The 26,439-nt window shown below is 32.6% G+C and carries 19 protein-coding genes and 1 tRNA gene; 13 read left to right on the forward strand and 7 right to left on the reverse strand.

The genetic code is table 11. The annotated features are described in order from the left end of the window. From OD803_RS12405 to OD803_RS12415, 3 genes are read left to right on the forward strand one after another with little or no spacing between them, the layout of a single operon-like run. Positions 1 to 1,869: a M1 family metallopeptidase gene (locus OD803_RS12405; protein ID WP_262733625.1), complete on the forward strand. Its 1,869-nt coding sequence runs from the start codon at positions 1 to 3 to the stop codon at positions 1,867 to 1,869. 12 nt (positions 1,870 to 1,881) lie between these two features. After that, complete coding sequence (locus tag OD803_RS12410) at positions 1,882 to 2,328, forward strand: 2-dehydro-3-deoxyphosphooctonate aldolase (RefSeq protein WP_129761760.1); 447 nt, start codon at positions 1,882 to 1,884, stop codon at positions 2,326 to 2,328. 3 nt (positions 2,329 to 2,331) lie between these two features. After that, positions 2,332 to 3,141, forward strand: coding sequence for a hypothetical protein (locus OD803_RS12415; protein ID WP_262733626.1), 810 nt, complete (start codon positions 2,332 to 2,334; stop codon positions 3,139 to 3,141). On the opposite strand, the gene OD803_RS12420 is transcribed toward OD803_RS12415, so the two are convergent. Further along, positions 3,136 to 4,365 carry a peroxiredoxin family protein gene (locus OD803_RS12420; protein WP_262733627.1) on the reverse strand — a complete coding sequence of 410 codons (1,230 nt, stop codon included), beginning with the start codon at positions 4,363 to 4,365 and terminating at the stop codon, positions 3,136 to 3,138. The genes OD803_RS12415 and OD803_RS12420 overlap by 6 nt on opposite strands. Before the next feature lie 241 nt (positions 4,366 to 4,606). Here OD803_RS12420 and pheT point away from each other — a divergent pair, with 241 nt between their 5' ends. The 8 genes from pheT (at position 4,607) to ribB (ending at position 15,176) form a co-directional block, all read left to right on the forward strand. Continuing rightward, entirely contained in the window at positions 4,607 to 7,033 is a 2,427-nt protein-coding gene (pheT, locus tag OD803_RS12425) for a phenylalanine--tRNA ligase subunit beta (RefSeq protein ID WP_262733628.1), read from the forward strand. Positions 7,034 to 7,106: 73 nt separating this feature from the next. Next, entirely contained in the window at positions 7,107 to 7,928 is an 822-nt protein-coding gene (locus tag OD803_RS12430; RefSeq protein WP_262733629.1) for a phosphatase PAP2 family protein, read from the forward strand. 92 nt (positions 7,929 to 8,020) lie between these two features. Beyond that, positions 8,021 to 8,521 (forward strand): thiol peroxidase, encoded by a 501-nt coding sequence (tpx, locus tag OD803_RS12435; RefSeq protein ID WP_129761755.1) that lies wholly within the window; start codon positions 8,021 to 8,023, stop codon positions 8,519 to 8,521. A 7-nt stretch (positions 8,522 to 8,528) separates the two neighbouring features. Further along, positions 8,529 to 8,897, forward strand: coding sequence for a diacylglycerol kinase (locus OD803_RS12440; protein WP_129761754.1), 369 nt, complete (start codon positions 8,529 to 8,531; stop codon positions 8,895 to 8,897). 63 nt (positions 8,898 to 8,960) lie between these two features. Further along, complete coding sequence (locus OD803_RS12445; protein WP_262733630.1) at positions 8,961 to 11,351, forward strand: DNA translocase FtsK; 2,391 nt, start codon at positions 8,961 to 8,963, stop codon at positions 11,349 to 11,351. A 17-nt stretch (positions 11,352 to 11,368) separates the two neighbouring features. Continuing rightward, positions 11,369 to 12,004, forward strand: coding sequence for a LolA family protein (locus OD803_RS12450; protein ID WP_131509018.1), 636 nt, complete (start codon positions 11,369 to 11,371; stop codon positions 12,002 to 12,004). A 10-nt stretch (positions 12,005 to 12,014) separates the two neighbouring features. Next, positions 12,015 to 13,991, forward strand: a complete 1,977-nt coding sequence (locus tag OD803_RS12455; RefSeq protein ID WP_262733631.1) for an LptF/LptG family permease — start codon at positions 12,015 to 12,017, stop codon at positions 13,989 to 13,991. A gap of 33 nt (positions 13,992 to 14,024) precedes the next feature. Next, positions 14,025 to 15,176, forward strand: coding sequence for a 3,4-dihydroxy-2-butanone-4-phosphate synthase (gene ribB, locus OD803_RS12460; RefSeq protein WP_129761750.1), 1,152 nt, complete (start codon positions 14,025 to 14,027; stop codon positions 15,174 to 15,176). Here ribB and OD803_RS12465 read toward each other — a convergent pair. The 6 genes from OD803_RS12465 to OD803_RS12490 all read right to left on the reverse strand — a co-directional run bounded on the left by OD803_RS12465 (position 15,173) and on the right by OD803_RS12490 (position 24,638). Then, on the reverse strand, positions 15,173 to 16,126 hold the full coding sequence (locus tag OD803_RS12465) for a hypothetical protein (protein ID WP_262733632.1): 954 nt from the start codon (positions 16,124 to 16,126) through the stop codon (positions 15,173 to 15,175). The genes ribB and OD803_RS12465 overlap by 4 nt on opposite strands. Positions 16,127 to 16,156: 30 nt before the next feature. Continuing rightward, the gene (locus tag OD803_RS12470; protein ID WP_262733633.1) at positions 16,157 to 18,763 is read right to left on the reverse strand and encodes a choice-of-anchor tandem repeat GloVer-containing protein; all 2,607 of its coding nucleotides are present in this window, start codon (positions 18,761 to 18,763) and stop codon (positions 16,157 to 16,159) included. A 22-nt stretch (positions 18,764 to 18,785) separates the two neighbouring features. After that, complete coding sequence (locus OD803_RS12475; protein WP_262733634.1) at positions 18,786 to 21,863, reverse strand: hypothetical protein; 3,078 nt, start codon at positions 21,861 to 21,863, stop codon at positions 18,786 to 18,788. A gap of 450 nt (positions 21,864 to 22,313) precedes the next feature. Next, on the reverse strand, positions 22,314 to 23,507 hold the full coding sequence (locus tag OD803_RS12480; RefSeq protein WP_262733635.1) for a DegT/DnrJ/EryC1/StrS family aminotransferase: 1,194 nt from the start codon (positions 23,505 to 23,507) through the stop codon (positions 22,314 to 22,316). Positions 23,508 to 23,516: 9 nt separating this feature from the next. Further along, a complete protein-coding gene (locus OD803_RS12485) occupies positions 23,517 to 23,930 on the reverse strand; it encodes a thioredoxin family protein (RefSeq protein ID WP_131509012.1) in 414 nt (137 codons plus the stop codon). Positions 23,931 to 24,008: 78 nt separating this feature from the next. Continuing rightward, positions 24,009 to 24,638 (reverse strand): NAD(P)H-dependent oxidoreductase, encoded by a 630-nt coding sequence (locus OD803_RS12490; protein WP_262733636.1) that lies wholly within the window; start codon positions 24,636 to 24,638, stop codon positions 24,009 to 24,011. Positions 24,639 to 24,793: 155 nt separating this feature from the next. Between OD803_RS12490 and OD803_RS12495 the strand changes: the two genes are divergently transcribed. Both OD803_RS12495 and OD803_RS12500 read left to right on the forward strand, forming a co-directional pair. Further along, positions 24,794 to 24,881: transfer RNA gene (locus OD803_RS12495), tRNA-Ser, on the forward strand. Between the two features lie 235 nt (positions 24,882 to 25,116). Continuing rightward, positions 25,117 to 26,367: a site-specific integrase gene (locus tag OD803_RS12500; RefSeq protein WP_262733637.1), complete on the forward strand. Its 1,251-nt coding sequence runs from the start codon at positions 25,117 to 25,119 to the stop codon at positions 26,365 to 26,367. The last annotated feature ends 72 nt before the right edge of the window (positions 26,368 to 26,439 follow it).

The raw sequence follows: 26,439 nt of genomic DNA on the forward strand, positions 1-26,439 counted from the left end.
ATGAAAAAAACCTTTTTACTATTATCTACAGTACTTGCTTTGTTTACAAATTGCAAAAATGAAAAAGTGCCAGAACAAGCACAAGAACCTACCAAGACTTACGTTGAAGAACCACACTCTTTTGCTCAACCTAACAAAGCAGTAATAACACATTTAAATTTAGACATTGAAGTAGACTTTAATACTGAAAGAGTTTCAGGAACCGCTACTTATGATATAAAAAACAACAATTCTAACACCATTGTATTAGACACTAAATACCTAGAAATACAATCGGTTTTAGCAGATGGACAACCAACCGAGTTTTCATTAGGTGAATTTAATGAGCAACTTGGTAAACCTCTTACTATCACTATTAAAGAAGACACTAAAACCATTAGTGTTAATTACAATACTACCAACAAAACAGAAGCGCTACAATGGCTTAGTCCTCAACAAACAGCTGACAAAAATCATCCGTTTTTATTCACTCAAGGTCAAGCTATATTAACACGTACTTGGATACCAATTCAAGACAGTCCTCAAGTTAGAATTACTTATGATGCTACAGTAAAAGTGCCTGTTGAGTTAATGGCAGTAATGAGTGCCGAAAACCCAAAAGAAAAGACCAAAGATGGTGTTTATCATTTTAAAATGAAACAAGCCATATCGCCTTACCTTATTGCTTTAGCTGTAGGTGATATTGAATACAAACCGGTTAGCAACAGAACAGGAGTTTATGCAGAAAAATCTATGATTGAAGCTGCTCACTATGAGTTTTCTGATATGGAAAACATGGTTGCAGCTGCTGAAAATTTATATGGAACATATGACTGGGATCAGTTTGATGTTATTGTTTTACCTCCTAGTTTTCCTTTTGGTGGTATGGAAAACCCAAGACTTACTTTTGCTACACCTACAGTAATTGCAGGAGATAAAAGTTTAACCTCTTTAATCGCTCATGAATTAGCACACTCTTGGTCTGGTAATTTAGTAACCAACGCTACATGGAATGACTTTTGGCTTAACGAAGGTTTTACAGTTTATTTTGAAATAAGAATCATGGAGGCACTTTATGGAAAAGACAGAGCAAATATGATTGCACTCATAGGAAGACAAGATCTTACCGAAGAAATTGAAGCCTTAAAAGATACTCCTGAAGCTACAAAACTGAAACTAGACCTAAAAGGACAAAATCCTGATGATGGCATGAACAGTATCGCTTACGATAAAGGTTATTTGTTTTTAAGAACGCTAGAAGAAACCGTAGGAAGAGAAAAATTTGATGCGTTCATTAAAGACTATTTTAACACACATGCTTTTTCTACACTTACAACCGAAGATTTTGTAGAGTATCTTAATACTAACTTGTTACAAAAAAACAATATCACTTTTAATGTTGAAGAATGGATTTATCAACCAGGTGTTCCTGATAATCAATCTAAAATTGTATCAGATAAGTTTAAAAAAGTTGAAGAAGCTATTGATCAGTTTATTTTAAGAACTGCTGTTTACAAACCTTTAACCGAAAATTGGACTACACAAGAATGGGTTCACTTTGTGAGAAATTTACCTGAAGACATCACCACAAACCAATTAGCAATGCTTGATAATGCTTTTGATTTTTCAAACGCAAGCAATTCGCACATAGCTATGGTATGGTTTGAGCAAGCCATAAAACACAATTACCACAACAATAATGTAGACAAAAACATTGACAGCTTTTTAACTCGTGTAGGAAGACGTTGGTATGTTGAAACACTATTTAGAGCGTTTAAGAATGCCAACAGAGTTGATGAAGCTCTTGTTATTTACAAAAAAGCAAGACCTAATTACCACTCGGTTACTGCTGGTACAATTGACAAGCTACTAGGTTATAGTCCTGAATAAAAAAAGTATAGAATGAAAAAAATTGTTTTACTCATTTTAGTTTGCATTGCTACAATTGCTTGCTCTTCGTCCAAAAGTGCAATAAAGGAAACCTCTAAAAATCAAGCTCAAATTTTAGTTAACGAATATATGTTTTTGGTGACTGAAATTTCAACCGATGACAGTTATGGATATTCCCCTAAAAATGCTGTTGAAGTTGGAGGAGTGAGTGAAAATGAAGGTCCAATGAATGAACGCAGATACCTTAATGCCTTAACAGGACCAAATGGTGAAACCGTTTCTTATTACAGAGCAGGAAGCTGCTGTCCTGTAAAAAGTGAAAATGGAATAATGGGTCATGCTATGTTAGACAATTACAGAGTGACTTGGGAAGGTTCAAAGGATACTGTCTCAATATATATAAACATGTATGATTCCTCAAAACTAAAAGCGCCTAAAGGGTTTGGGTTAAGAAAATAAACTATGAGACTACTACTTTTTTGTTGTGTATTATTTATTTTCAAAACATCTTTTTCACAAGATTATCCTGAAGGCACAAAGCATATAAAAACAATATTATCGACTGTTTATAAAAAGAAAGACACCCTTGAACACAGAAAGCTTGTTACATGTTACGATGAAAATTGGAATGTCCTACATAATACCAATACACTATCTTCAGCTTTAGACAAAGGCTCTAAAACAGTAACATTAATAAATACTGATAAGAAATATGTATCAGCAATAATTACTTCTGAAAAAGACACATTAGATTACATAGTCTATCTATATGATGACAAAGGTAACAGAACTAATTATTACCAAATAAGAAAAGGTGACACTCTAAATGACCAAAAAAGAACTTATGATGAGTTTGGTAACAATACTAAACTTTATAATAAAAAAAACGGCAACTATTATTTAAGCTTTGAGGCCAACTATAACAAGCATGGTGAAGTTACACAAAGACATTGGTATAATGTTAACCAAGACATAATTAAAATTGAAAAGTTTATTTATTCAGATGATGGAAAAACTAAAAAATACTTCAAAACCAACAATAAAGGCAACTTAGAACTACAAACCGAAACTCAAGAAATAGCTCATAGAGTTATTAAAAAAACATATCATACTGAAGCTAGAGGCATAAATTATGGAATAACAATTATTAAGAAAAAAGGATATTATTCTATAACCAAAAATGACGAAAAAGACCAACTTAAACGATTAGAGATTTTTGACAAAAAAGGAAAACTCACTACTTCGGTCTATATAAACTACGAAGAGTTATAATATAATTTTAGTGTCTTCTGCTAACAACTCATTTACAAAACTGCCAAACTCGGTTTTAAACTCAATATATTTTTCACCTGTAGCAGGACCATTAAATCCTGTATGAATTTTTCTTACTGCTCCTTTTTTATCTATAAAAATGGATGTTGGATAAGACAATACATGGTTTAACATTGGTAGTTTCTCTTGTGCTTTGGTTTTATTAGAGGTTCCGTATTGTGCCAATAGTATAGGATATTCAATCCCAACATCATTTTGTAATCGTTTTATACTATTAAAGGCTTTTTCTTCGGTTTTAGAATACTCAAAAGCAAGTGCAACAAAAGCAATATCTTTATCTTGATTGTTCTTATAATATTCAGAATAAAATTTACTTTCATCCAAACAGTTAGGACACCAGCTACCCATAATTTGCACCACAACCACTTTATCTTTAAACTGCTCATCAGCTAAAGACACCATTTCACCTGATGCATCAGGAAAAGAAAACTCCAACGCATCATAACCTTCTTTTAAATAGGTTAAATCGTTAGCGTCAGGTAATTCAAAAGTGTCATTTCTATTTGCTACAAAAGGCTCTTTCCAATGTGATCCAGAGTAAAACATACCTTCCATTGTACTATCAGTTACTGTAGCAGTAAATAAAAATGCATGTGCACCATCAAAGGTTGACAAACTTAATTTATTAGCATTAATAACACCTTCAAGATATCTGTAATCGCCAGTTGTGGTTCTAAAAGTTCCTGTTACTTTATTTCCATCTTGCTTAAAAATACCTTTAGCTATGTATTTATCTTCTTCAGAGTTTGGGCTAAAAAGCGTTTCCCAACTCCCTTCAACTGTATATTTAGAGACTCTTTCACTCCTAGCAAATCGCTCAGAGTTGCCAAACTCCGCTTCAAAATCAACTACTCGATTCAAATCCTCTTTTACATAAAATCCTTTAAGCATATCGCCTTCTATCTTCGCTTTTAAATAAGCGTCAAAAACTGGCATTTGAATAATTACCGAGTCGTTAGCATAAGTAATCTCATTTACTAAAATAACTTCTTCAGCATTAAATATTTTAATGGACTTAGGTGCAGTTACTTCAAAGTTAAACGGTAAGTTTAAAGTGTCATTGACTTTAAGCGTTGCTCTATAGTTTCCTGTTTTTAGCTTTTCAGGATTGTCTTTACACGACACTATAAGCAATATAAGTAGCAAAGTGAGATATTTTTGCATAAATAAAATGGATTAATTATATACTCTCCAAAGAAAAACAAGGTGCAACACAAAAACAAACATCGAGCATTAAAAAATTCAATAGCAGACTAAAATCTTTTATATAGGAGCAATTATTACTCAAAAAGTAAGTGACTAACTACAAATTTATTATTCACAATAATAAAAACAGAAATTAGTTAGCAATATTTGAATCATTGCAGCAATGTTTTATCTTTGTCGATTCTATTTAAAACATCACATGAAGATTTCATATAATTGGTTAAAGCAGTTTATAAAAACAGATTGGAGTCCTGAAAAAACTGGAGAACTCCTAACTGATTTAGGCTTGGAAGTTGAAGGTATTGAGTCGTTTCAATCCATTAAAGGTGGACTTGAAGGTATAGTTGTTGGAGAGGTTCTTACCTGTGTACAACACCCTAATGCTGACAGACTAAAAGTCACTACCGTAAATATTGGTGAAGAAACGCCTTTACAAATAGTTTGTGGAGCACCTAATGTTGCTGCTGGTCAAAAAGTACCTGTCGCTACTATAGGAACTACACTTTACACAAGCGAAGGTGAAGCTTGGAAAATCAAAAAAGGAAAAATTAGAGGTGAAGAAAGCCACGGAATGATTTGCGCTGAGGATGAACTTGGTCTAGGGTCGTCTCATGAAGGTATTTTAGTTCTAGATGAAAAAATAAAGGTTGGCGCATTAGCTTCTGAAATTTTCAAAGTAGAAAACGACCATGTTTTTGAAATTGGGTTAACTCCTAATAGAGCTGATGCAATGAGTCATTTTGGTACAGCAAGAGACCTTAAAGCTGGCTTACTTCAAAAGGATATTAATCTTGAGTTGATAACACCTTCAGTAAGTGCGTTTCATGTAGATAGCAGAACTTTAAAAATTGATGTAGAAGTTAATGACAAAGAACTAGCTCCTCGTTATTGCGGAGTTACAATTTCTGGAATAAAAGTTGAAGCATCTCCTGCTTGGTTACAAAACCGATTAAAAGCCATTGGTTTAGCGCCAAAAAACAATGTTGTAGATATCACCAACTATGTACTTCATGAACTTGGTCAACCCTTACATGCTTTTGATGCTAATAAGATTACAGGAAATAAAGTTATTGTAAAAACACTACCTAAAGGTACTAAGTTTACAACTTTAGATGAAGTAGAACGCGAGTTACATGAAGAAGATTTAATGATTTGTGATGCTGAAAAACCTATGTGTATTGCTGGTGTTTTTGGTGGTATAGAATCTGGAGTAACCGAAAGTACAACTAGTATCTTTTTAGAAAGTGCTTATTTCAATCCTGTAAGTGTGCGAAAAACAGCTAAAAGACACGGTTTAAATACTGATGCTTCTTTTAGGTTTGAACGTGGTATTGACCCTAATATTACTGAATATGCACTAAAGCGTGCTGCATTATTAATTCAGGATATTGCTGGTGGCGAAATAACGAGTGACGTTATTGACATGTATCCAAATAAAATTGAAGATTTTCAGGTACGTTTAAGTTTTGAAAACGCTAAAAAACTTATTGGAGAGGAAATTCCTAAAGAAGTTATCAAAAGAATACTTACGTCCTTAGACATTAAAGTAAATAACGTTACTGAAGCTGGTTTAGGACTAACAGTTCCTGCCTATAGAAATGACGTACAACGTGAAGCTGATGTTATTGAAGAAATCTTGAGAGTTTATGGTTACAACAACATTAAAACCACTGAAAAACTAAATGCTTCAATTTCAAACTCATCGCGTTTTGAAGATTATAAATTGCAAAATATTGTAGGTAATCAATTGTCTGCTCAAGGATTTTATGAGATTATGGCAAATTCACTTACAAATCCAAAATACATTGCTTTAACGCAAAACTTAAACGACGAGCATAATGTAGAAATGCTTAATCCGCTGAGTAACGATTTAAGCGTTATGCGTCAAAGCTTACTGTTTTCTGGTTTAGAAGCTGTAAGTCATAACATCAACAGAAAAAGAGACAACCTTAAATTATATGAGTTTGGTAAAACTTATCACAACTACAATGGTAATCGTGAAGAGCACAAACACTTATCTCTTTTTGTTAGCGGAAACAGAAATACTGAACGTTGGAACGCTCCAACACAACAAAGTGATTTCTTTTACCTTAAAGGAACTATTACTGCTGTTTTAGAACGTCTTGGTATAACTTCGTTAAAAGTTTCTCCTATTAAAAATGATGTTTTTAGTGAAGGTATTTCTTTATCTAAAGGAAAAGTCAAATTAGTAGAATTTGGATTAATCGGTAAAAAAATATTGAAACATTTTGGAATAGCCCAAAGCGTACTTTTTGCTGATTTTAATTGGGATAACATTATAGAAACTGTTAAACAGAATAACATTACTTTTAAAGACATTCCTAAATACCCTGAAGTAAGACGAGATTTTGCGTTGTTACTTGATGATAATGTTACTTTTGAGCAAATAGATACCATTGCTATGCAAACTGAAAAACAGCTTCTTAAAGATGTTGATTTGTTTGATGTATATCAAGGTAAAAACCTTCCAAAAGGTAAAAAGAGTTATGCTGTGAGTTTTACATTACAAGACGAACACAAAACACTTACAGATAAGCAAATAGACAAAATCATGAACAAGCTGCAATCTAATTTTGAAAAGCAACTTGGAGCTGAATTAAGATAAAACAATTCCAACACGCTTAATTGTAATAAAGAGAGTGCTTCTTAGATTTAAAGTAATAATAGTTCTAGCTATAATGCTGTTTACCTACAACAACTCTGTAGCGCAACAACTTGTTGGTAAGGCAAAAGAGCAAGATTCTACTACAATATGGCAATTAGCAAAGCATGATTTTAAATACACTTTAAAAGGTGTAGGACATTCTTTTACTAGACCGTTACATTGGAAGTCTAAAGATTTTCAAAAGCTTGGTTTATTTGTTGCAGGTACTGCTGCACTTAGTTTAGCTGATGAGCCTATTCGTGACTTTGCTTTAAACAATAAAGACGACTTTCCCACACCATTAAGAGATTTTGGTTGGTATTTTGGTAGTCCACAAAACTACTTTATGGCAAATGCAGGTTTATATGCGTTTGGGATATTTACTAAAAATGAAAAAGTCCGTAAAACTAGTGTTTTAATTATTTCATCATCTATAACTACAGGTTTAATACAAACTGTTAGTAAAGCTGCAATTGGTAGAGCTCGTCCTGGTTCTGGTTATGACAACTACACTTTTAAACCCTTTTCAGGCGAAGCGGCTTTTAGATCCTTTCCTTCGGGACATACTATTCTTTCTGTAACTATGGCACATTCAATTGCCAAACAATTTAAAAACCCTTGGGTCAAAGCAGGTATTTATACCGTTGGAGCAATTCCTCCAATATCAAGGATTATTGATGATGCGCATTGGGTTACCGACATTGCTTTTAGTGCAATTGTTAGTATAGTTGTTGTAGATAGTATTGATAAGTTTTTAAACGATGAAAATGCTTACAACATTCCTAAAAGAGAAAAACAAATCAGCTGGAATATTAAATTCAGTTCCAACCAAATAGGTTTAGTAGGTACGTTTTAATTTAAACTTCTATTTTAAAAATATTATACTTTTTTTAATGATTAAGCCTCAAATAATCATTAATTTTAGCATAAATAAAAAATCACAATATTATGGCAACCGTAACTTTAAAAGGAAATACAATACATACTTCAGGAACTTTACCATCTGTTGGTTCTAAAGCTCCAGATTTCACCCTTACCACAAACGATTTAGGCAGTAAATCGTTAAATGATTTTAAAGGCAGCAATGTAATTTTAAATATCTTCCCTAGTGTTGATACTGGTACTTGTGCTCAATCTGTAAGAACTTTTAACAAAGAAGCAAGTAGCTTAAACAACACTAAAGTATTGTGCATCTCTAAAGATTTACCTTTTGCACAATCACGTTTTTGTGGTGCTGAAGGACTAGATAATGTGATTAGTTTATCTGATTACAAAGATGGCAGTTTTGGGAAAGCTTATGGCTTAGATTTTACTGATGGTCCACTAGAAGCTTTACACTCTAGATGTATTGTTGTAATCAATGCGGATGGTGTTGTTACACATACTGAGCAAGTTGCTGAAATTGTAGACGAACCTAACTACAAAGCTGCATTAGACGCTTTATCTTAATTTACAAATGCCCAAAAAAGAGTCTTTTTTACAAAACAGATTAAAAAGCGTAGGTTTTGCCTATAAAGGTGCTGCTTACTTAATCAAAACCGAAGCAAGTATAAAAATTCAGATAGTAGTAGCTATTCTAGTTACTGCTGCTGGATTTTATTTTAATATTTCTACTACCGAATGGCTATTTCAAATAGCGTTTATTGGTTTAGTAATAAGTATTGAAGGTGTTAATACTGCTGTTGAATATATTGCAGATTTTATTCATCCTGAACATCACAAGTCAATTGGCAGAATAAAAGACATTGCTGCTGGTGCAGTTTTTATCGCATCGGTTACAGCTATTATAGGCGCTTTGGTGATTTATATCCCAAAGTTGTTTTAATACTAATTACGTTAGGATAAACGTTAGTAATTTGTATTTTTGTTTTAATCTAACAATGCGTTGATGGCGAAGAAGAAAACCAAAACTAAAAGCAGTAAAACTTCTAAATTTAAAAAGCCGAATTTAACATTAACAAGCCAACAAAAATTAATTTTTGGTAGTTTGTTGATGATATTTGGTATCATACTCTTTATAGCTTTCTTGTCGTTTTTATTTAGTGGAAAAGCAGACCAAAGCATTGTTAGTCAATTTCCTTCTCGCGAGCAAGAAGCCGAAAACTGGATGAATGTTATTGGTGCTTGGTTAAGCGAATTGTTTATCACTAAAGGATTTGGTATTGCATCGTTTATCTTTTCAGGTTTACTATTCCTTTCAGGTGTTTACGTTACACTAGATATTAATAAAACTAAGCTAAGAAAACACTGGATTTGGGGAACACTCATTGTTATTTGGTTATCCATATTTTTTGGTTTTTTCACACATAAATACAACATACTTGGAGGAACCATAGGCTTTGAAATGAACTCTTATTTCCAAGATTATATTGGTAAAATTGGTACAGCTCTACTTCTACTTTTTGGGTTGATTTCTTATTTAGCTATCCGATTTAAATTTACAGGTCAAACCTTTGTAAACCTTTTTAAACGTGCCAAAAAAGACCTTAAAAATGAGTTCAACACTACTACTGATGATGATGATACTTCAATTGCTGTAGATAATGACCTAACTGCCGAAGCTGAAGATATCAAATCTGCTTTTGAGCTTAATGTTCAAGACACATTAGAGCCAACTATTGAAAACCATTCAAAACCAGAACCTAAAAAAGAGCCTATAAAAGTTGAAGTTACTGAAGAGGTTAAAGAAGACGTAGAAATAGAAATTGAACAATTTGAAGAAGAAATTTCTGAAGCTGATAACTTATCAAATAAGCTCGTTGAAGATTTCGGACAGTTTGACCCAACACTAGAACTTAGTAAGTTTGAATTTCCGCCTTTAGATTTGTTAAAAAAATACGATTCTGAAGGTATCACCATAAACCAAGAAGAGCTAGAAGAAAACAAAAACCGAATTGTAGAAACCCTGAATAACTACAAAATTGGAATTTCTAACATTAAAGCTACTATTGGGCCAACAGTAACACTTTATGAAATTGTCCCTGAAGCTGGAGTAAGAATTTCAAGAATCAAAAACCTTGAAGACGATATTGCATTATCGCTTTCAGCATTAGGAATTCGTATCATTGCTCCTATTCCAGGAAAAGGAACCATAGGTATTGAGGTGCCAAACAAAAACTCAACTATCGTTTCTATGCGTTCGGTAATTGCTTCGCAAAAGTTCCAAAAATCTGACATGCAATTACCTATTGCTTTTGGTAAAACCATTAGCAATGAAACTATGGTTGTAGACTTAGCAAAAATGCCTCATTTACTTATGGCAGGTGCTACAGGACAAGGAAAATCAGTAGGTTTAAATGCAGTTTTAACTTCGCTATTGTATAAAAAACATCCTGCAGAAGTTAAGTTTGTGTTGGTTGACCCTAAAAAAGTAGAACTTACTTTATTCAATAAAATTGAACGTCATTATTTGGCAAAACTACCTGATAGTGAGGAAGCCATAATTACCGATAACACTAAAGTGATTAACACGTTAAACTCTTTGTGTATTGAAATGGATAATCGTTACGAAATGCTTAAAAACGCAATGTGTCGTAACATTAAAGAATACAACGAAAAGTTTAAAGCTAGAAAATTAAATCCTAACGATGGCCATCAATACTTACCATATATTGTCTTGGTTGTTGATGAGTTTGCCGATTTAATTATGACAGCAGGAAAAGAAGTTGAAACTCCAATTGCGCGTTTAGCACAATTAGCTCGTGCCATTGGTATTCACCTAATTATTGCTACACAACGTCCATCGGTTAACGTTATTACAGGTATTATTAAAGCAAACTTCCCTGCTCGTATCGCTTTTAGAGTAACTTCAAAAATAGACTCACGTACTATTTTAGATGGAGCTGGAGCAGACCAACTTATTGGTCGTGGAGATATGCTTTACACTCAAGGAAACGACATTATAAGAATACAATGTGCTTTTGTTGACACACCAGAAGTAGAAAAAATCACTGAATTTATTGGTGCACAAAAAGCATATCCAGATGCTTACCTTTTACCAGAGTATGTTGGTGAAGAAAGTGGCACAAGTATTGATATAGATATAGAAGACAGAGATAAGCTGTTTAGAGAAGCTGCCGAAATAATTGTAACTGCACAACAAGGTTCAGCATCATTGTTGCAACGTAAATTAAAATTAGGTTATAACAGAGCTGGAAGGTTAATCGACCAACTTGAAGCTGCTGGTATTGTTGGTGGTTTTGAAGGCAGTAAAGCACGTCAAGTTTTAGTACCAGATTTAGCAGCATTAGACCAACTATTAGAAAACGAAAGCCTTTAGGCACAAAAAACATAATGATGAAAAAAATTGTAATAGCATTAGTCCTTTTAATCAGTTTTAGTACAGTAGCACAAAATTCAGCTAAAAACTTACTTAATGAAGTTAGCGCAAAGATTAAAAGCTATGAAAACATTAGTATAGACTTTAAATATGCATTAAAAAATACAAGTGAAAACATTGACCAAGAAACTCGTGGTGATGTTGTGATGCAAGGTGAAAAATACAGACTTAACATTTTAGGAGCTACTAGAATTTTTGATGGTAAAACCCTTTATACAATAAGTCCTGACGATGAAGAAGTAACTATTTCTTCAGATAATTCTGAAGATGAAAGCACAATTACACCTAGTAAAATGTTATCTTTTTACGAAGATGGTTACACTTACACAATGGATATTGTTCAAAATGTAAATGGTAGAAAAATTCAATATGTAAAACTAAGTCCTATTGATACTAATTCTGAAATTAAGCAAGTTTTATTAGGTATTGATGCACAAACCAAGCATATTTACAACCTTATTGAAGTTGGTAAAAATGGAACAAAAACAACTTTAACTGTTAATTCTTTTAAAACTAATGAGCCGATTTCAAAATCCTTATTTACTTTTGATGAGAATAAGTATAAAGATTACTACATCAATAAATTGGATTAGGCTTTAATTAATGAAAATACTTGATAGGTACATACTTAAAACGTACTTAAAAACATTTATGAGCGTGTTTGTGATACTCATGCTCATTTTTGTTTTACAATCTATTTGGTTGTATATAAGTGAACTTGCAGGAAAAGATTTAGCAGTTTCTGTAATACTTAAGTTTCTTGTATACGTAACTCCTACCCTTATTCCTCTAATTTTACCGCTTACTATTCTTTTAGCCTCAATAATGGTATTTGGTAGCTTTGCCGAAAACTATGAATTTGCTGCAATGAAATCTACAGGTATTTCATTACAAAGAGCAATGAGAGGTTTAAGTGTTTTTATACTCATACTTGCTGTAGTTACATTTTTCTTTGCTAACAACGTTATTCCTTGGGCAAACTATAACTTTTATAACTTAAGAAAAAACATTGCCAAAACCCTACCTGCTATGGCAATTGCCGAAGGGCAGTTTAACGAAGTTGGTAACTACAATATTAAAGTAGAAGAAAAAAGTGGTGAAAAAGGCCAGTACTTAAAAAATGTTTACATACATAAAAAAAACACGAAAAGAGTTGGTAACTATACTGTAATTTCTTCTGAAACTGGAGAACTGATAAGTAGTGAAAACTCTAACATTTTACAATTAGTACTCTATAACGGTAATTACTATGACGAAGTTATTAGTAACGACCCAAAACAAAATGTAAAAAAACCACATGTAAAAAGTTACTTTGAAAAGTACGTTATAAATGTTGATTTAGAAGGACTAAACGATGTTGACTACGAAGAAAAGAGTTACGAAAGCAGGTTTAACATGCTTGATGTTAGCGACCTAAACTACACTATAGATAGTCTCTACAATGAAAAATCAAATGACTTTAAAGATTTTTCTAAAACGCTTTATGAAAGAACATCTATTGCCAATTTAAAAGACGACATTGAAACTAAAAAAGATTCTAATTACACAGGTGAAGTCCTAGAGTTATTTGATACAAAAACCAAAGTTCAACTACTTAATTTGGCGACAAATACAGTTAATAGTACTAATCAAATTATAGAATCTAAATCATTTGCAGCTACCAGTAAAACCAAGTGGCTAAACAAGCACATCATTTCATTACACGAAAAATACGCACTAGGATTTGCTTGTATAATTCTATTCTTTGTTGGTGCTCCTCTTGGTGCACTAATAAGAAAAGGAGGAATTGGTTTACCTTTGGTTATTGCAATATTATTGTTTTTGACTTACCATTTTATAGGAATTTTTTCTAAAAACAGTTCTCAGGATGGGTCTTTCAATCCTGTTTTTGCAACATGGCTTTCGACATTAATCATGTTACCTTTAAGTATTTATTTAACACGTCGTGCCACAAAAGATAGAGGTTTATTTGAGTTTGATTCCATATTAGATCCGCTTAAAAAACTATTCAGAATAAAACCCAAAGATGAAAATGATCCACTTCTACTAAGTTATAAGAAGCTTGAAACTTATAATGAAGATAAGCTAGTAGATGTTATTAAAAACTTTGAATCCTACGATTACGACGAAAGCGTAAAACCTAGAGCCTATGCGCAACTTAAAAAACTAGGTTTAAACACAAGCGAAATAGTTGAAAAAGGCATTAACATTGATAAGAATTTTATAGCCTCTGAAAAAGTTGCAAAAGACTTTAACGACTACTCGTTAACCACATTTGTGTCTTATGCTATTGCTGCTGTTTTTATAGTACTTCATTTTGTATTTAAAAACAATAAGCTTCCTGAATTAGCAGTTACTATACTTAACTTAGGTTTAATTGCACTATTATTCTTTGCGATTTACTTTGTAGTATCTTCAATTAAGATTTCTAAGTTTTTCAGCACACTCAAAGAGAGTGATAAAAAAATCAATTACTTTTTGCTGCTTATTGGTCTGCCTTTTTATGCTTTAACCTACTTCTTGTTAAAAAACAGAGTAAAAGAAGAGTTATCAAAAAGTAGCATAAAAAATATAAAATAAGCCATATCTTTGCAGCATAAATATATGCTCGTTATGCTTAAAACCGCAAAACAATCCGTGAAAATTGAATTGAATACTATAGAAGAAGCCATTAATGATATTCGTGATGGTAAAGTAGTAATTGTTGTTGATGATGAAAACAGAGAAAACGAAGGCGACTTTATAGCTGCTGCTGAAACGGTTACTCCAGAGATGATTAACTTTATGGCAACTAATGGTAGAGGCTTAATTTGTGCGCCTTTAACTGAAGATAGGTGTCAAGACTTAGACCTTAACATGATGGTACAAAACAACACTGTTTTGCACCACACTCAATTTACGGTTTCTGTAGATTTAATTGGTCATGGATGTACCACTGGAATTTCGGTACACGACAGAGCAAAAACCATTAAAGCATTGGTGGATGATGACACTAAACCTCATGACCTTGGAAGACCTGGTCATATTTTTCCTTTAAGAGCAAAAAATGGAGGTGTACTTCGTAGAACAGGTCATACTGAAGCTGCTGTAGATTTAGCACGTTTAGCAGGATTTAAACCTGCAGGAATTCTTGTTGAAATCTTAAATGAAGATGGTACAATGGCACGCTTACCTCAACTGGTTAAAGTGGCTGAAAAGTTTGACTTGAAAGTAATTTCTATTGAAGATTTAGTGGCTTACAGAATGGAGCACGATTCTTTAATTGATAAAAAAGAAGACTTTAATATTGAAACTCGTTTTGGAAGTTTCCGATTAAGAGCTTACCAACAAACAACCAATAATCAAATCCATATTGCACTTACCAAAGGGACTTGGACTAACGATGAAAGCATATTAACACGTGTTAATGCTACTTTAGTAAACAATGACATTTTAGGAACTTTAACCAACAATGCCGATGAGAAGTTGGATGATATGTTTAAAGTTATAAACGAAGAAGGTAAAGGTGCTATTATCTTTATCAACCAGCAATCACAATCTATGAATCTTTTAAAACGTCTTAGCGCTTTAAGAGATAGTCAGGTTAAAGGTGAAGTTGTAAAAGCTCCAAGAATTGAAATGGACAGTAAAGACTTTGGTATTGGTGCTCAAATACTTCACGACTTAAACATTCATAAACTACGTTTAATCTCTAATAGCCAACAAACCAAACGTGTTGGTATGATTGGTTATGGTTTAGAAATTGTTGAGTACGTTAAGTATTAATCTAACACTTCAAATTCTTTAAATAATCCTTTTGCTTTTGCATTTGGTACTTCAGCGATGAAAGCGTATTTACCTGGTTTTAAATTGGCGTAAAAATAGCCTGTGCTGCCTTGTACTGCATCATTAAAACCACCTAAAAACTCAACACCATTAGGAACAGGCGTAATAAACCCTTTTGGGTCATACCATACCATCCAAGACTCTAAAGTGTCTCTATTTGCATGAGGTTCTAGTTTTACAAGATGCACATCAGTAGAGGCAAAGTTTTCATGTAGTTTTTGACTAAGAACATTCACCTGAAAAATATGTTTTCCTTTTGGAATATGTCTATTAAAATGAAATCCATCTTCTCTTATATCAATTGTGTCTGTTGCTTTAGGAGCTACATTTCCACTATCTGTTTCGCTTACGTATACTTGCTTTACCATTCCCATTGTTGAGTGAAATTTGCCATTAGGCATCTTTACATAACATTCCATACTATAAAGACCAGGTTCCAAGTAAAGTGCAGTATAGGTTTTACTTTTTGGTGCAATCAATCCTGAACCACCTGTAGAAATACATTTGCTAAACCACTCTGGTAATTTGCTAAATGCAGCAAAGCCTTCTTCGGTTTTACCCTCGTTTATTAAATCCATACCTTCTTCAAAAACTGGATCGGATTCAGTTTTAAAATTTTCAGAAGTTATGCCTTCTGGCATTTTAACGAATCTAAAAAAGTGAGTTTCACTTGCTCTATTGTCATACTTAAAAGTATTCCAACCAGAAGTAATAGTATCTGCCATAACAAACTCCATACTTCTTGTTAAAATATCTATTGTTTTGGTTGGTAGTTTTACAGTCTCCTCAGGTCCTTCAACTTCAATAACAGATTCTGTTTTTTTATCATTCTTACAATTAAAGACTGTAAAAACTAAAACAAATAAGATTAGCTGGTTTAATTTTCTCATAACTTAAATTATTAAATTACTGATATAAAGTTAGTTAATTATTATTTTTTTAGAGTTTGATCCTTTATCAGTTTCTACTTTTAATATGTAAATACCGCTTTTTAATGGTTCTACATTAACTGTATTTCCAGTCATCTCTAAATAAACTTCTTTACCTAAAGCGTCAAATAAAGATACTTTGGTAATATGTGCATCTGTCGTTATATGTATGTCTTGTTGAGCTGGGTTTGGGTAAACAATTATCTTATTTTCTTCTACAATATTTGTCGTTAGTGTATTCCTGTCTAAAACCACTAATGTAGTAGTAACAGGTAATCTTCCGTTCTGGGAATCAAAGTCAAACGTTTTTGTGAATGTTAAAGTTTGAGGATTAAACTCAAATACAGTTCCATAATTGTGCGTTCCGCCTTCTGAGGTAACTCCGTAAAGCTTGTTATTTAATTTTGTTAAGCCACCAAGAGGTTTAGCTCCTGTTAACACATCATTAAAATCAAAAACCTTAGAAAAGGTATTGGTTTGTATATCATATTTAAAGATAATTCCGTTACCATTTACACCTCCTTCTGAAGTCAATCCATAAAGTGTATTAGCATCAAATTGAAGTAAATTTCCATAAGGATAATAACCATTTAAGTCTTCAAAATCGAAATCATATAGTTTGTTGAAGCCTGTAACAAAATCCCATTCAAAAATAACTCCAACACCCTTTAATCCTCCTTGAGTAGCCATTCCATAAAGTTTTCCATTTGTTGCCTCAATTAAACCACCATTTGGTAATGCTCCATTTTCTACATTAAAATCGTGAATTTTAGTATAACTTTCTGTATTAATATCATATTCAAAAATAGTTCCAACAGAAACTTCACTCCCCATGTAATTACCTTGTCCTCCTACTGATGCCATTCCATAAATTTTATTGTTAGAAGCCTGAACCAAATCACCTAATGGTGTTCCTCCTAGCAACTGACCAAAATCATGCTTCTTTGCAAAAGTGTTTGTTGATAAATCAAACTCAAACAACATACCTAGTTCGTTACTTCCTCCTCTAAATGCTGTTCCATACAACTTGTCATTGGACGCTTCTAGTAAACTTGCTCTTGGAAAAATTCCCATTTCAGGGCTACTATCTGGTTCATCAAAACTATGTAGTCTTGTATAAATATTACTTATTGGGTTATATTCGAAAATTGCGCCTGAGTCATTTATTCCTCCTCTTAATGTTAAACCATAGAATTTTTGTCTGTTTTCAGAATATATTAGACTTCCATCAGGTCCTGCACCATCAGTTGAGCTATTAAATTTAAAAATTGGGGTATAACTATTTGTAGATAAATCAAAACTATAAAACATACTATTGAAAGAGTCTACTAATCCATAACGCGTCTTGTTAGCTATACTATATAATTTACCGTCTGAAGCTTCAAAAAGACCTGCATATGGATAATACCCAGAATTTATATTAAAACCATATAACAAACTAGATAGACCTGTAGAAGGGTTATACTCAAATAAGGATCCAATTCCACTAGCTCCACCATACTCTGTAACGCCATATAGCTTGTCATTAGATGCTAGTGTAAGCTTAGGTCCTGGTGAATAACCTAAATTGTTTGAAGATGCAAAACTTAACAGTGTAGTATAGGTACTTGTAGATATATTATATTTGAAAAGAATACCGTAATCTTCTGTCCCTCCTTCTGAAGTTGTACCAAATAGTTCTAAAGAATTATTTGGACCTTCCACTAATGTTCCTAGCGGATAAGCTCCAGAAGTTCCAGCTAATCCAAAATTAAATAAGTTAGTCAATGTATTGGTAAGAAAATCATATTCAAATAATACACCAGAATCATTTGTACCACCTTCACTGGTTAAGCCATACAGCTTTCCATTACTAGCTTCGAACAATGAACCATAAGGTCTTCTTCCTGGGTTTAGTGCATTATCATCAAAATCGATCTTTTTTGTGTAAGTATTAGTGTTGAGATCAAATTCGAAAATAACGCCATCATCATAATCACCTCCAACAGTAGTCATTCCATATAGTTTTCCATTAGAAGCATATGTAAGCTCTCCTTCTGGTGCTCTACCATTTAAATCATTAAAATCATGAAGTTTTGTAAAGGTATCTTGTAAGTAATCATATTCAAAAATGACTCCATCACCATGGTCTCCTCCTTCTCTAGTCATTCCATAAAGTTTATTATTAACTTCAATAAGTGTTCCTTCAGGACGCTTTCCGTTTGTTGAATTGATCACCTCAAACTCATCAACACCAAACCTAAATTTAGTTTCAAACACTCCAGTTGCAGGATCATATTCATACAAAACTCCACCAATATTATCGCTATCATAGTAAACACCATATAAATAAAGTCCCGAATAAGGTGACAGTCCATAAAACTTTCCGTTAGAGGCTTCTATTACTCCACTATGTATATCATAACCATCAGTTTTAAAAAAGTCGTATTGAACCTCAAGGTTTTCGGCATTCTCATCAGTTTTGAAGATGGTTCCCATATCAGATTTTCCTCCTCGAAAAGTCATTCCCCATAATTCGTAATCTTCTTGAGAAAAAATTAAACTTGGTAGCAGCATTATAATTGCTGTCAATGTTTTTATATGTGTTTTTGCTTTCATGATTTTATATTGTATTAAATATTTAGCATTTAAAGAATGAGAAATCTTCTCCGTCAATACCTCCCATAGCTCCAATTAGGTTTTCTATAGTGCTGGCAGCTGTACCTACTCCATAAAAAGAATCATATAGTATTTCCTTATATAAATCGCAGGCTAAAGCTTGGAGTGCAATAGTTAAATCTTCATCCATTCCTGTTGTGTTCATCAATATTAAAGCTTGAGATGCTAGTGCATATAGTTTCACTAGGGTTAAGCTATAAGCTGCTACAAGACCCAATGGTAAATTTCCAAGCCCAGTAACAGTAAGACCAAAATTCATGGCAGATAAGACTTCTTTATAACCTTCTATAACCTTATCTAGCTCCATCAATTGTTGGTAAGTAGTTCTTGAGCCTCCACCTGTTTGGTTTGGTAAAATGCCATAGAGTTCACCTTTAATTGGATCTATTTTCCAAAATGATTTTACTTGTAAGGATGTATCAAAAAGTTTTAAAATACCTCCTCCAAATATTTGTTTTCCATAATAATGATAATCGCTTCCAAGAGTTTGCGAACTGAAACGTTCATCTCGTCCCATTGCTTTATTTAGTAGTAAGGGTTTTTCTTTGAGTTGAGAATAGGCACTATCTTCAAACACGTAACCTTCTAAAATTGCTAATTGAGCTGTTTTCTTTAGGGTTTCTTCAAAATTTCCAGTTCCACTTCTACTCACAGTTTGATATTCTGAAGTTGGTAAAAAATCGAAAGAAGTCTTAGTTTCGTTATTATAAAATCCTGGAGAAAATTTAACAATACAAGATCTAAATCCGTTTGGATAGGTTATGGCTTGCTCTGTTACATTATTTTGAATAGGCTGCAACATACTTAATAATAGAGAAGGATAACTAAAACCACCTTTAGCTATTTCTTCAACCGCTGTTTTAATATTGCCTTCTTGATAGGCTTCAAACCAATTTTGATTACTCATTAATGCTTGTAAATACTCCGTTAGCTGAATAGAAAGTGTTGGTGCTTCTCGTTCAAAAGCCATAACTGCACCTCCAAGAAGTATTTCGTGCACTTCATCTATCATTTTTCGGGTGAGTTGTGTTGGATTAGCATAAAAATCATTATGAGGCTCATAACCTGCCAACACACGTTTAATAGGATTTTTTCCTAATCGTTTTATGGTGAGATAAAGTCCAACCATACGATTACCCAAAAGATGGTCACTAGGTTCTGGAAACTTATAGTTTAAATTGACTTTATGTGTTGTATCTTTTAGCTTAACTTCTACATTATGTGCATCTTTTTCAGCAAAAGCAGAATATGTTACTACATAAGTAGGAAAGTTTAAACCATCAATAATTTTAGTAATCTCAGTAATGGTAAGCTCTTGATCATCTGCAGCAATCTCAATAAAGTCCATATTTTCTCTCAAATGTTTATATACTGTACCTTGAGGTTTTACATTAAGAAAAATAGCAGGTGGACCAGCCTCATAAATTGGTGTATATGAAGCATCAAATGCATCATTATTATCTCCATCAGTTGCATAAAGAATTACATCTACATCCAACTGTTTTGATTTGAGTAATGCTGTATAAATATTTGAACCTGTTTGCTGAAGTATTACTCTAGCTTTTGGATAGGTTTTTTTGATTGCTGCTTCGGTATTCTGTAAAAACAGTTTTATATTATCACCTGCATATTCACCAGGCATACTTGCAGACGTATCATATAACAATAAAATTTTGGGTGAAAGCACATTTTGATTCATCCAACCTGAAACAGTTTGTCCATTATCAGTAATTTCAAAATTTCCTATTGATATACCTTCAATAATATTTCCTTGAGCATCTTTAGGGCTTAGCTCCAATCGTACTTTTGGAAATGCCTGTGGAAAAACTGATCCTTCAAAAGAGTGTACTTTTTTTATAGCTGAAGGCTCTTCATTATTAGGCAAACTATCAGGATTATAATTTTCAAATATTTTTACAGCTTCTAAAGTTATTGGTTCGCCTAAAACAGTACGCTCCTCTAGATAAGTAGCATCCTTATTAATGTCTTGAAGCGCAAAACAAGGAGTGAAAGAAGTAATTTCAGAAATAGATTTTACTGACTGTTCTTCAAAACTCATATTATTGAGAAACTGAACCTGCAACTGATTCCCTAATAATTCAGAAAGCTTCCAAGTTCCTGTCAACAGCTCAGTTTCACTCCAATGGTCTAAGGCGTTTCTACAAGACAATGTAATAGTAACATCTTCATCTTTTGGGTCTTTATATTCGCCTGCTTTATTAAAGGTCTTTTTTTTGTTAGTTGGATGCAAGTTCCCAAAAGACACTTTTGGGTCAAACACATGCGCATACTTTTCAGCTCCTTCTTCATAAAACACAACCGAAGGCACATAAGCTTTATGAAACCTAAAATTAACCGTTCTATCTCTAATATATTTTTTATCAATATTGTTTAAAAGGTTATTGGCTAGTGTTTCGGAGCTTTCGACAATATTTAGTATTTGTTTGTAAGTTTCCTCTTTATTGGTTACTCCCATCATTTTTTGCCACTTGCGCATTTTTTTATTGGTAATTGGTGGCGCAAATTGTGGAGTTAATTTTTGATAAACTATTGCCTTTGCTTCATCTAAGGTTATTTCGGTTTCTTCCAAAACCACTTTAGCCTCATAACCAGCATCTAGTAGCATGTCTTTTAAAATTTCAGCTTTTTCGCGAGGTGTTGCAAGTCCGCAGCGTAAAGCCATCTCTTTCCCATAAATAGTACCATTAGCAGAATGGTGAAGAAAATCGCTTTGCCAAGGAATAATTTGAAAACTATCTCTAACAAAGTTGGTCATTGCTTCTGGGTTTTTAGAAGCAACTAAAGCGTTTCGTCTACCAATAAAATGATCTGGACTTTGCTCTAAAATTTTAATCATGTCTTTCCACACGCCAAAAGGAGGTTTACCTAAATCATCTTTACTACAACTTTGCAAGAGCATTGGTGAAAGATAAAATCCCATACTCCCAAGTACCAATTGTTTAAAAAACGTTCGCCTTGACGAATCGTCAATTTGAGTTTTGTTACTATGAAATTGTTTTGATATTTGGTCCTTTTCCATGATTAGTCTAACTGATCAAAATTGAGTGTTTTTAAAATGCTCAAAAAACATCTTTATACTAAAATCTCCTATTACCTTAAAACTGACTGTAAAACGATTATTTAAAAAAAACTGTAAACAGTATTTATTTTGCTCTATAACTAAATGTTACTTTACATCTGTCTTATTTTCTTGTTTAATGTCTTGTCCATATATTATAGAAACCGCACATGTATTAACAACAAATAAAGTTTTGATAGTTAAGACTATACACTTCATAATGATATAGAAGATTAACCTTGAAGTATTTAAAAATAAAAGGGAAACAACAGTGTTGTATATTGTCATCTCCCTTCTCCTTCAATTAATAGCATTGTAAAACTATAATCAAAGCAAAAAAGGGAGTATCACTATTGTAACAAAGTATACAATAAATGTAACATTGAAGAAATTGCCTAACAAAATAGGGATTTAAAGAATTGACTGAATGGCTTTTACCATTTTAGAAGCACGCTCTTTAACTTCTAGTTCTGTCCAAGATAATTTTATTAAGCAAGAAATATTTCTACCGATAAAGTGATTAGATTTAGAAAAATCTTTAGTTTGAAGATACTTTAACCCATCCTTTACTTCTTTAGAAAGCGGATAAAGTGTTTTTAAATCTTTTAAATGTTCCCACTTTCTAATAAAATGCCAATTATTATCATAGTAATGAAAGCAGCCATCAATTCCTGTGTCTTTTAGAGCTTTTACTGCTTTTCTTGAGGTTTCTAAATCAGGTAAGAAAAAACTAAGAAACGAATAACTTTCTTCTCCACCTTCTGGCACTGTTCTAAATGTAAGTTCAGGAATTACAGAAAGTGCTTCTCTAATAATACTATAATTTTTCTTTTGGATAGCTACAAATTCATCTAACCTACGCAGTTGTGCTAAACCAACAGCTGCATTGAGTTCAGATATTCTAAAATTATAGCCTAAAAACGGGTGAGTTTCTGCTCCTCTATCATTTCCTTTATGGTCATGACCATGGTCTGAAAAGTGATCAGAATTTGTATAATACTTTTCGTTGTTGGTTAATACAGCACCTCCTTCACCACAAGTAATAATTTTTACATAATCTAACGATAAACAACCTAAATCACCAATACTTCCTAAAGGTTTTCCTTTATAAGTGGCACCAGTAGCTTGCGAAGAATCTTCAATTAATATTAGATTATGTGTTTTACAAATGGATTGCAGCTCATCTAAATTTGCCATACTACCACACATGTGTACTGGCATTATAGCTTTTGTTTTTGGAGTAATTGCTGCTTTCACAGCTTCAGGATCTAAAGTTAGAGTATCATCAATATCAACAAGGATTGGAATTGCTCCCAACATCATAATAGCCTCAAAACTAGCTACAAAAGTAAATGTTGGCATGATAACTTCATCTCCCGAACCTATTCCTGCTGAAGCTAATGCTATAGACACAGCAGCTGTTCCGCTAGACACTAATTGTGCGTGTTTAACTTGTAATGTACTTTGAAGTTCTTGTTCTAACGCTTTTGCTTTCCAGTGACCATTACGCATAGCATCAAAGCCATAGCGCATTAAAACACCACTCTCTAAAACGTCATTTACTTCTTTTCGTTCTGCATCTCCGAAAAGCTCAAATCCTGGCATGTAGTAATTTTAAAGCGAATTTAAAAATGAAATATAACTGTTTAATGATTCTGTACTGAAATCAGTCGTTGGAGTACCAATTGCTTTCCCTGTAGAATCTAAAGTTACAAATGATGAAAATTGATTGATCTTATTATAATGAATAATTAATCGCTTAGGTATATTGTTTTCAGAAGAGTTATCAGCAATTAAAAGTATTGCTTTATCAGCGATAGCTTTAAACTCCTGAGATTTGAATAATTCAATATTCATTTTCTGACTTTCAGTTGAATTAGTATCAGTAAAAAATAACAAAATTGGTTTGTTTTGGTCTTTTGAAGCTTTAACAGCTGTGTTTAAATCTGTTAACCAATTAAACTGACTTTCTTGTGCATAAAAGTTTAAACTAATTAGGCAAACGAATAATACGATAAGCTTTTTCATAAGTGAAGTATTAATTAATAAGATTAACAAATATAAATTATTCAGCGATTAAGGCAAAGCCTTTTTTAACGAATATTATTAATATTCAATAACAGCATTATTAACATTCTTTCTAACTTTCTTAAACGAAGCAAACATATCGTCTTCTGCTCTATAACCAACAGGTAGTAACAATACAGATTTTAAATTTTTATCTTTTAAGTTTAAAATTTCATCATAGCTATCAGCTTTAAAACCTTCCATAGGGCAAGCGTCTATCTTTTCAACAGCACAAACAGTCATTAAATTACCTAAAGCAATATAAGCTTGTTTAACTGACCATTGTTGTCTTTCATGTTCAGTCATTCGCTGCATCATGGTTTTTAAATCTGATCTAAAAGGTGCTAAAATGTGCTCTGGTGTGTTTCTTATATTACTAACATTATCAAAATGTTTATCAACATCTTCATCAGTAATATTATCTTGTATGCATATAACCAACAAATGTGAAGCTTCTTTTACTTGTAATTGATTGTATGAATGCTCTACTAAAGAATTTCTAACTTCTTTATCAGAAACAATAACCATATTTATAGTTTGTAAAACAAAAGATGTTGCTGTTAAATTAAATGCTTCTTTAATTATATTTAGCTTTTCGTTAGAAATAATTTTAGTTGCATCAAATTTTTTTGTTGCATATCGCCATTTAAGGCTATTTATTATATCCATTATTTATTTTTAAATTTTTGCGCAAAGTTAACACTTGCATAGGTTTAGAGAATATACATTCCATAAATTAATTCTATAGTATTATATTTAGTATAAAAAATTGTTGTTTTTATTTGAAAGAAATAAAAAAGGGTTCTATATTTGCATCCGCAATCGGAGAAATGGCAGAGTGGTCGAATGCGGCAGTCTTGAAAACTGTTGAGGGTCACACCTCCGGGGGTTCGAATCCCTCTTTCTCCGCCAAGATTTATTCAAAATCGACGAAAGTCCTGTAAACTCAATGTTTATGGGACTTTTTATTTTACCCAAAACATCAAAATATGTATTAAATACCATTCTGTTGGTGACCTATTAGGTGACCTTTTTTAAACCTTAATTAGGTCACCTAATTGTTTATAACTACTTATAAATCAGTATAATATATCAATTAAAAGACCTCGAAATTTCGTAAATTAATGTATAATTAAAGGTCACCAGAATGAACAAAACATTTGGATTATTATTCTACTTAAAAAAGAGTAAAGTAGATGCACAGGGCAAATGCCCTATTTACCTACGTATTACCATAGATGGTAAGCGTACAGAGATTAGTACAAAACGTACCATTGCCATTGAAAAATGGAGCGTTGAAGCCAATAAAGCTATTGGAAGAACAGAAGATATTCGAGAACTAAATGCCTATTTAGATTCACTTACTACAAAAGTATATCAAAGCCAAAGAGACTTAATTCAAGATAACAAAGAGGTTACAACAGAAACCCTTAAAAACAAGTTTTTAGGCGTTGAGGAAAAACAAAGAACACTCATAACCATCTTTAATAATCACAACAAGCAAGTTGAAAAATTAGTTGGTAGAGAATTTTCTGCAGGAACTTTAGAACGCTATAAAACAGTATGTAAGCATCTGCAAGAGTTTATGCAACATCAATATAAAGTAAGCGATATTCCTGTGAATAGAATAGACCACAAGTATATTACAGATTTTGAGTTCTATTTAAAAACGGTTAGAAACTGCGGACATAACAGTACTATAAAGTATATCAAAAACTTTAAAAAGATTGTGCGTATAGCAATAGCTAACGATTGGATTAAAAAAGACCCATTTCTAAATTATAAAGTACGTTTAAAAGAAGTGGAACGTCAATTCCTTTCAGAAGGAGAAATAAAAACAATGCTTGAAAAAGAATTACACACCAATCGTTTAGAGCAAGTACGAGATATTTTTATATTCTGTTGCTTTACTGGTTTAGCTTATAGCGACGTTAAGAAGCTATCAAAAGACAATTTGGTATTTGGTATTGATGGCGATAAGTGGATAAAGACAAAGCGTACTAAAACCGATACACGCAGTAATATTCCCCTACTTCCAACCGCTTTAGAGATTATAAAGAAATATGAGAACCATCCAGAGGCAGTAACTAAAGGGGTTTTACTTCCTGTATTGAGCAATCAAAAGTCTAATGCCTATTTAAAAGAGATAGCAGATTTGTGTGGTATCAATAAAAACTTAACTACCCATTTAGCTCGTCATACGTTTGCAACTACGGTAACATTGTCTAACGGTGTGCCTATGGAATCAGTAAGCAAAATGTTAGGACATAAATCTTTGAAAACAACACAACACTATGCCAAAATATTGGATAGAAAAGTAAGCGATGATATGGCAATTTTAAAACAAAAGTTTGCTAACAAAACTAATATTGATGCTTCCAAGAGAATCGCTAATTAACACATATAAACAAAGAATATAAGTATATGCTTAAACCCTTGATTATTCAGGGGTTTTTCTGTTTATAATTGA

This window comes from Gaetbulibacter sp. NE (assembly GCF_025548475.1).
GTDB lineage: Bacteria > Bacteroidota > Bacteroidia > Flavobacteriales > Flavobacteriaceae > Gaetbulibacter_B > Gaetbulibacter_B jejuensis.

Coding starts and splice junctions, on each gene's coding strand:
- OD803_RS12405 (WP_262733625.1), top strand. CDS start 1: ATGAAAAAAACCTTTTTACTATTATCTACAGTACTTGCTTTGTTTACA.
- OD803_RS12410 (WP_129761760.1), top strand. CDS start 1,882: ATGAAAAAAATTGTTTTACTCATTTTAGTTTGCATTGCTACAATTGCT.
- OD803_RS12415 (WP_262733626.1), top strand. CDS start 2,332: ATGAGACTACTACTTTTTTGTTGTGTATTATTTATTTTCAAAACATCT.
- OD803_RS12420 (WP_262733627.1), bottom strand. CDS start 4,365: ATGCAAAAATATCTCACTTTGCTACTTATATTGCTTATAGTGTCGTGT.
- pheT (WP_262733628.1), top strand. CDS start 4,607: ATGAAGATTTCATATAATTGGTTAAAGCAGTTTATAAAAACAGATTGG.
- OD803_RS12430 (WP_262733629.1), top strand. CDS start 7,107: ATGCTGTTTACCTACAACAACTCTGTAGCGCAACAACTTGTTGGTAAG.
- tpx (WP_129761755.1), top strand. CDS start 8,021: ATGGCAACCGTAACTTTAAAAGGAAATACAATACATACTTCAGGAACT.
- OD803_RS12440 (WP_129761754.1), top strand. CDS start 8,529: ATGCCCAAAAAAGAGTCTTTTTTACAAAACAGATTAAAAAGCGTAGGT.
- OD803_RS12445 (WP_262733630.1), top strand. CDS start 8,961: ATGGCGAAGAAGAAAACCAAAACTAAAAGCAGTAAAACTTCTAAATTT.
- OD803_RS12450 (WP_131509018.1), top strand. CDS start 11,369: ATGAAAAAAATTGTAATAGCATTAGTCCTTTTAATCAGTTTTAGTACA.
- OD803_RS12455 (WP_262733631.1), top strand. CDS start 12,015: ATGAAAATACTTGATAGGTACATACTTAAAACGTACTTAAAAACATTT.
- ribB (WP_129761750.1), top strand. CDS start 14,025: ATGCTTAAAACCGCAAAACAATCCGTGAAAATTGAATTGAATACTATA.
- OD803_RS12465 (WP_262733632.1), bottom strand. CDS start 16,126: ATGAGAAAATTAAACCAGCTAATCTTATTTGTTTTAGTTTTTACAGTC.
- OD803_RS12470 (WP_262733633.1), bottom strand. CDS start 18,763: ATGAAAGCAAAAACACATATAAAAACATTGACAGCAATTATAATGCTG.
- OD803_RS12475 (WP_262733634.1), bottom strand. CDS start 21,863: ATGGAAAAGGACCAAATATCAAAACAATTTCATAGTAACAAAACTCAA.
- OD803_RS12480 (WP_262733635.1), bottom strand. CDS start 23,507: ATGCCAGGATTTGAGCTTTTCGGAGATGCAGAACGAAAAGAAGTAAAT.
- OD803_RS12485 (WP_131509012.1), bottom strand. CDS start 23,930: ATGAAAAAGCTTATCGTATTATTCGTTTGCCTAATTAGTTTAAACTTT.
- OD803_RS12490 (WP_262733636.1), bottom strand. CDS start 24,638: ATGGATATAATAAATAGCCTTAAATGGCGATATGCAACAAAAAAATTT.
- OD803_RS12500 (WP_262733637.1), top strand. CDS start 25,117: ATGAACAAAACATTTGGATTATTATTCTACTTAAAAAAGAGTAAAGTA.